The following is a 7617-nucleotide window of genomic DNA, read 5'->3' on the forward strand; positions in this document are numbered from 1 at the left end:
CTTCTCTTAATTCTCTTATACGGTTCATAGTTTTGTACTCCTTTTGTAAATATTGTATAAGTTGTAGTTGTATAAAATAGAAGTTGGTAGTATAATTTCTACAAGTTAAACTTGTAAATACAACAGGGAGGATGAAAGATGAATTTTTTTAACAGAGCAACAAATGCAGTTGAAGCAATGGGAAAGAATGTGTCAAAAGCAGCGAAAGATAATGTGGAAATAGTCAGATGTTCTTCAGCTATTGATTCCTGTGAGGAAAAAATTAAGACAGCATATATGGAGATCGGGAAACGTTACTATAATTCAGAAGAAGAACCTTCAAGAGAAATGTTTGCCGATTTATATGAAATAATTCAAGAAAATCAGAAACAGATAGAAGATCTGAGGAACAGGCTTCAGGAACTGAAAGGAGTAATAATCTGTAAAGTATGCGGCACAGAATTATCCAGAGATGCGAAATTCTGCCGTAATTGTGGATCTCAGATAGAACATATTGCAGAAGTACCTGTATCAACAGCAGTGTGCTGGAACTGCCATAGTCCATTAACGGGAAATGAGAAATTCTGCGGATCATGCGGTGCAAAAATTGAGAAAGAACAGCCAGAGCAGATGAAAACAGAAGAAATAGAAGAAACAGAAGCAGAACAGCCAGAGAAGCCATTGATCTGTCCGGTATGTGGAGGAGAACTGAAAGATACAGATGTATTCTGTAAATTATGCGGCAGCCCGGTAAAGTAATTTAGTGAACAAAAGTATTGAGAGAGAAAGATATGTATTGTGAAAAATGTGGAAAAAAATTGGAAGCTGGTGAAATCTGTTCCTGTCAGAAATCAGCCGATAGTAAAAAGGATAAGAAAAAATTCCAGGTAAAAATAAATATTTATATGCTGATCAGTCTTCTGGTATTTGTGTTTGGCATAGAAATGGTTTTGTATTTTTACATAGGAGTGGGAAATTTTCTTGAACTGATTCCCATATCAGTTGTGTCCAAAAATGAATGGTATTTCTCCTGTGGAATTGTAATGCTGATTTTTGCAGGCGGAATTGTAAGTGGAATACTGGCAGTCCGAAATAAGACAGCCAGAAAAGCCGCTGTCATAATTCTGGTTTTGAATGTAATTGTTTTTTTGGCATCATGTGGTGTATTAGGAAACAAAATTTATCAGAACTATAAGGAAAAAAATCCTACGGTAAATGAAAAAACAGAAGTAGCAAGTAAAGATACAGAAACATCACAGGAAAATACTACGCAGGAATCAGCGGGAACGGAAGATAACACAGAATTTATACAGGCAGTTATGGAAAATGCAGAGGAACTGATACAACAGGGGAATATAGAACAGGCAAAAACAATTCTTTCTGATGCATATGCAGTAACAAACAGTGAAGAAATTCAGCAAAAACTGAATGAACTTAATGGACAGACAGATTCCGGGCAGGAAGAACTTTCGTCTGAAGAAGCATTTGGAAGTCCTGAAGATATGACAAATGATTCAGAAAACCAGAGTGATGAAATACATAGATATGCATATTTCCTATCCGATGGAACATGGGAAGATGCATACCGGTCATGTATTGAAATGGGAGGTCATCTGGTGACGTTTGAATCACAGGAAGAGTTTACCTATGTATCGTCATTTCTATCAAATAATAATATGCAGGATAATATTTTCTTTATAGGTGGAAGACGAAATCTTGATTCGCATGATTATTACTGGATCGATCAGAATAATAATCTCACAGGAAATGTTTTAAATACTCCGGATGCATGGAATTCAGGAGATTGGCTTCTGGGTGAGCCGTCATTTACAGATTCTTCATCTGGAATAGAGGAACATGTATTAAGTATTTTTTATCATACGGGATTAAGTCAGTGGGTATGGAATGATGTGGCGAATGATCTGGTGAGTGAGACTTCTTCTTATAGCGGAAAGATGGGATACATATGTGAATATGAAAATTAGTGTGCCGATCAGTTGATTCTTGAAACAATCTTGCAGGATAAATTTTTATTTTAAGGTGTCAACTGTTTGTGCTTGTGGATTGATGGGAGGAAAAGGTATGTTTTGCAGAAAATGCGGAAAAGAAATTGATGATAACGCTCTGTTTTGTACAGGCTGTGGAGCCAGAGTACAGGAAGATGGAAAGGTAAACAGGACAAATACCGGAAAAATGGAAAGAGAAAAAGTTTTCAGGGCCAAACAGATGGCGGGGATCATATATTTTGCGCTCATGGCAGGATGTTTGGTTTTGACGTTTTCAATGTTATATCGATATTCTGAACTATCACCATATTTTTATCCAGATGAACGTAGAAATACATTTTTGATAGGAATTGCTTCCCTTGTTTTTTCAGTAGAATTTCTGGTTCTTGCAATAGGGCGTATGAAAGTAAAGCTTTGTGTGGGAATGCAGTCAGTATCAGGAGTTGCTTCGAAGGGATTGCTGGTAGGAGAATTTGAATGTTTTTATGATGAGATTTCAGAAGTGAGCTGTATGCTTGGATGTGTTCAGATTCGTGCAAATGGAAAATTGATTGTGATCCCGGGATTGGATGACAGAGAGACAGCGAAACAAATGATAGAACAGCGGATATCTAAGCATTGAGTTGTTATCAGGGAAGGAGAAAGTTATGTTTTGTACAGAGTGTGGAGCTAAGAATGAGGATAGTGCGAAGTTCTGTGTGGATTGTGGGGTGAAATTGGGCAACAGCAACGTAAGAATAAAAATACCAACACCATCTGAAACTGACAGTGGGATGAATAAGAAAGTAATTAGGAAACCCCGTAAAAAAATAAATGTGATTCCAATTATAATTTTATTGATACTTGCAGTTGCTGTGGTAACTTTTCCAAGATTGATTTTGTCCGGGCAGTCAGAGAAGAAACTTATCAAAGAATTTATAAAAGCAGAAATGACAGTTGATGGAGAAAAAGTTATAGAAATTTTACCGGATGAAATCGTAGAAGCTGCAGAAACTCAAGGTGGAATGACAAAAAATGAATTCATAAAAGCAGTACAAGAGCAATTAAATTCTGCAATGAATACTGTTGTTAATACATATGGTGAGGAATGGAAATATTCTTATGAAATAAAAAGCATAAAGAAAGCCTCACAGGAAGATATAGAAGAATGGAAAAATACTTACAAAGATGGATTTGAAATGGACGTGGACATTTCAGAGGGAAAAATATGTGAAGTAGAAATAAACTTTAACGGAAATGAAATTAGAAATACAAGTAATATTGAACTTAATCTGGTAAAAATAAGAGGTAAGTGGTATATAGATTTCGCAAGTCTGGCAGCGTTAGTGTAAAACAGAATTAAAATGAGTATTAGAAAATACATCTCAAAAATAATATAAACAAAGCAGAATAAAGCGGCAGCGAATGAGCCAGATATTCGCTGCCCTTTTTGGATTACAAATGCTGATTAATATGTAAAGGAAATGGCAAAGGTGGATTAAAATGAAATGTTCAAAATGTAAAAATCCATTGGATAAAAATGCAAAATTCTGTCCGATATGTGGAACAAAAGTGAAAAAGTACAGAATGAGAAAAATCCTGTTGCGTTTGTTACTTTTGTTGGTTATTTCTGTTGGAGTGGGAATTGCAGGATGGAAAACAGGAATATTGGATAATCTGGTATCGTTCGATAAAGAGTATGTAATGGAGAATATACCGAAAATTAGAAATTCAAAACAGGCAATTGCACATGCAAAGAAATTAGGAAAAGCGTATGGATATAAAAATGCGTTTTCTGAGCTTACAGAAAGAAATGTAGATGTTGTAGATGGGGATTATTATTATCGTTTACAGCAGAACTATAAAGGAATCCCTGTATATAAAAGAACAGTTGTTTATGCGGTGAATGAAAAAAAGAATGTAACAGATATTACAGGGAATGCGAAAGATGTAGATGAAAATATTGATCTGTCACCATCTGTTACACAAGCTCAGGTTGCAGAAGGTATACGGATATATGCCCAAAATACATTAAATGAGGAAACTGAGAACTATGCAGAAATAGAAGCACTGACAGATAGCAATCTTTGTATTTACAATTTATCGAAAGATGGACAGTCTCATCTGGGATATTGTGTGATGATGAATGGTTATGAATTTGTTGTAGATGCAAAAAGTGGGCAAATGCTGAGTGTGAATGCTATGGCGCAAAATGTAACCGGGTATGCAGCATCAGATGTAAATCGTGAAAATGGATTTCCTGTGGAGAAAACAGAAGATGGTTTTGAATTAATAGATGGTACATTATATGGAGTTGGTGATTTGCGTGGAAAATCCAGTAAAAATAACAACTTAGCTAAGACTCATTGGATAGTTAGCACTGATAATATTTTCGGAAATGATAAAAATGAAAAAAATTATGAAGAGGCCGTGCGTTTATATAATAATCTGCGAAAAACAAGAACATATTTTAAAAAGATATGTGGTTTTGAATGTACAGTGTGTGGGATTTTTAATGATGGGCAGGATAATGGAAAAAACGCATATGGAGGAACCTGGAGTCACAGCTTAAAGGGAAATGATTATATCGGCTATATCAGTATGGGAAAAGTGACAGGAGTAGATAATATTAATGTAATTGGTCATGAGTATGGACATGTTATAAGTTGTAAATTGGTTGATTGGATTGATGGCAATGGAAACGTGGAGAATAGAGCAATAAATGAAGGAATATCCGATATTTACGGAGAAATAGTTAAAACCTGGTATTATGGCAAAAATGAGCCAGACTGGATATATTCGGCTGAGAATATAGGAGTAAGAAGAAATTTAAGGGATCCTTATGATTCGGATAATGCTTCGTATATCAGTGATATGCCGAAAGAAAAAATGAGTAATAATGGTAAGGGGTACTATTACAGTACAATAATTTCCCATACAGCATATTTAATGTGGAATGGAATGGATGGAAATGAATCTTATAAAATTTCTTTGGAAGATATTGTGAAACTCTGGTATCGAGCAATGGAGATTATGCCATCGGACTGTGATTTTATAAAATGCCGAAAAATAGTGGAAAGAGCAGCTTTAGCTATGAACAATCTGACTGACAGACAGCGGGAATGTATAGGAAAAGCTTTTGATAAAGTTGGTATTCAAAAAACGGAAACAACAGATGATGAAGATTTGTACATAGACTATGATAATGTATTGGTGGTAAATATTACTGGATCTAAAGCTGATCTTTATGATACATACCTGAAAGCCTCCAGACAGATTACAGATGCCGGAAGCTGGCAGGAAGCGTTAAATGGAGATATAGATATAGACATATCTTCACAAGATGAAAAGCAGAATGCCACAATAAAAGCAACTCTGGAATCTCATGCAAATGTAAGTAGTTTTGATGCGCAGAATCTTTCAGCATTAAAAGTATCCGGTGATGCTCGAATTCAGGCTGCTAATGAAAGTATGGCGTGGTCGGTGGAATATTCGGATGGAGTGGCACATTGTCATTATACGGAACCGACAGATTATACGGCAGATGTGGAAATTGATGCCACATATTTCAATTTCTATGGACTGACAGAGGATATGATACAGGGTGCGTCCAGAACAGAGAATGAAATTTCATTCACTATAGCGGGTGAGAATATGACAACTCTGGCATCAGAAGCAGCGAGTATGATGAATGGCGTAGAAAATGTGAAATATGGAGATGGTCATATAACAGCAGCTATCAATCCGGATACAGGAAGGATTGATAATTTAAAAATAATATTTCAGGCTTCTATGACTTATCAGGGATATCAGGCCAGTGCCAATTATAACCTGGATTATAAATTCAGTTTTCCACAAATTGTAAGGCGGCGGATTCCTGGTGACATTGTAGATGCATATGGACCAGTTTTTGTAGAATATCAGCAGGCAATAGATTCTTATGATGAATCAAATGCAGCGCAGTTGGAAACTCAGTTTCCGAATGTCAGAGAAGCATTGGTAAAAAATAACAAATATAATGGGACTGAAATCTGGTATGGATTTTACGATATTGATGGAAATGGAATGGAAGAGCTGATGTTTGCAACTCAGGATGAACAGGCAATAGGAGGATACCGGATAGCTGATATTTTTACATATGATGTGGATGCAATACAGATACTAAATATTGGGAAAGATATTATATCCTCTGAAGACGTTGCAGAAGGGTTATATAATTCTATGATATATGAAAATGGAGTATTTCGCTTAAGCAGTACTGACAGTGAGATTCTGTACAGTATCAGTGAAGATGGAAGAAGCATGGAACAAGTGAAAAAATATAATAAAGTAGGAGGCGCTTCAACCACTGTATTCTATTTCAATGGCTCAGAATCATTAAATTCAGAAGAATTTTCCAAAAGAGTAATAGATGTTCAGGGAGCTGAAGCGGAAATAGAATGGAAAAAGTTATCTGAAGTTGTAGTATATTAAACGAAAATGAAATGTAAATATCGTGTGATTAAAAGGGCTGTCTCAGGACAGCTCTTTGTTTGTGTGTAAAGACTATACAAAAGAGAAAAGCGGGGTATAATAGGTCCAGAGGCTTTTGGAATGCTTTCAGATGATGTGATAATATATGTGCCAGATGACCAGATAGAAGAGTACAAGAAGGTTTTTGAAGAAAATAATAAAGATTTGAACATTCAGCCAAGTGGAAAGCCGGCTGTGCTCTATTCAGCTGAAGACTATCTGGATACAGAGAATCTGGAATTTGACGCAGAAACAGAAAGCATCACAGGTTATAATGGAATGAATACCAGACTGACGATTCCGGAGAGTATTGATGGCGTGCCGGTAAAATCAATTGGTGAAAGAGCTTTATGCGAAGATCCTCTTTTAGGGTATGTGACTCTTCCAGAGGGACTGGAACATGTTGGAGAAGAGGCTTTTAGTATCACTGATACATTAAAATATGTGGAATTTCCGTCTACTCTGAAAACTATTGATAAGAAAGGTTTTTCATCTTATCGGGGATTCAGGCTGGATCTTCCGGATAGTCTGGAATATATCGGAGAAGAAGCGTTCAGCTATTTTTCGGTAGAAACAGACCTGATCATTCCTGAAGGCGTAAAGGAACTCGGCCCTGGTGCATTCTCAGTAGCTTCAGGATTACAGAGAGTATTTCTTCCAGCAAGTCTGGAGAAGATAGGGGATAATTGCTTTAGAAATTCTCCTATTACTTATGTTTATATGGAGGGATTGGAGCTGCCGGAAATTTCGGATACCGCCTTTGATAAGTGTGAATACCTGAGAGACATAGATCTGAACGAAAAGTGTACCAAGCAGCAGATGCTGGATGTACAGGCGCTCGTTAATGCAATGGGACTGGAGTGCCGGGTATGGCGAAACCAGAATACAGAGGTTGAATATGCACGCTTTTCTGTTGAAGAGCTTCCGGATGACCCCAGTAAGTTATACTTAACTGGATACGAGGAAGAAGCCGCGAAGGTGCGCAGCTATGATACTTATACAATAGGCGAGGAGGATAAAAGAGTAGTAGGAATCGTCGATAGTGCATTGAAGGGCGATCAGACGATAACCTATTTTGCGGTGCCTCATAACGATGAATTCGTTTATGTCGGAAAAGAAGCTTTTGCAGACAGTATTGTGG

The 7617-nt window shown here is 36.7% G+C and carries 6 protein-coding genes; all 6 read left to right on the forward strand.

Annotated elements, in window-relative coordinates; translation table 11 throughout:
- Positions 1 to 138: 138 nt before the first annotated feature.
- Entirely contained in the window at positions 139 to 738 is a 600-nt protein-coding gene (locus Q0I54_RS12530) for a zinc ribbon domain-containing protein (RefSeq protein ID WP_296119073.1), read from the forward strand.
- Positions 739 to 770: 32 nt separating this feature from the next.
- The gene (locus Q0I54_RS12535; protein ID WP_296119075.1) at positions 771 to 1964 is read left to right on the forward strand and encodes a lectin-like protein; all 1194 of its coding nucleotides are present in this window, start codon (positions 771 to 773) and stop codon (positions 1962 to 1964) included.
- 97 nt (positions 1965 to 2061) lie between these two features.
- The gene (locus Q0I54_RS12540; RefSeq protein ID WP_296119077.1) at positions 2062 to 2607 is read left to right on the forward strand and encodes a zinc ribbon domain-containing protein; all 546 of its coding nucleotides are present in this window, start codon (positions 2062 to 2064) and stop codon (positions 2605 to 2607) included.
- A gap of 25 nt (positions 2608 to 2632) precedes the next feature.
- Positions 2633 to 3316, forward strand: coding sequence for a zinc ribbon domain-containing protein (locus Q0I54_RS12545; protein WP_296119079.1), 684 nt, complete (start codon positions 2633 to 2635; stop codon positions 3314 to 3316).
- A 151-nt stretch (positions 3317 to 3467) separates the two neighbouring features.
- Positions 3468 to 6437 carry a M4 family metallopeptidase gene (locus Q0I54_RS12550; protein WP_296119080.1) on the forward strand — a complete coding sequence of 990 codons (2970 nt, stop codon included), beginning with the start codon at positions 3468 to 3470 and terminating at the stop codon, positions 6435 to 6437.
- A 120-nt stretch (positions 6438 to 6557) separates the two neighbouring features.
- On the forward strand, positions 6558 to 7617 hold a 1060-nt coding region (locus tag Q0I54_RS12555; protein ID WP_296119083.1), incomplete at its 3' end, for a leucine-rich repeat domain-containing protein.

It is taken from the genome of uncultured Eubacterium sp., from assembly GCF_934295145.1.
Lineage (GTDB): Bacteria > Bacillota > Clostridia > Lachnospirales > Lachnospiraceae > Eubacterium_I.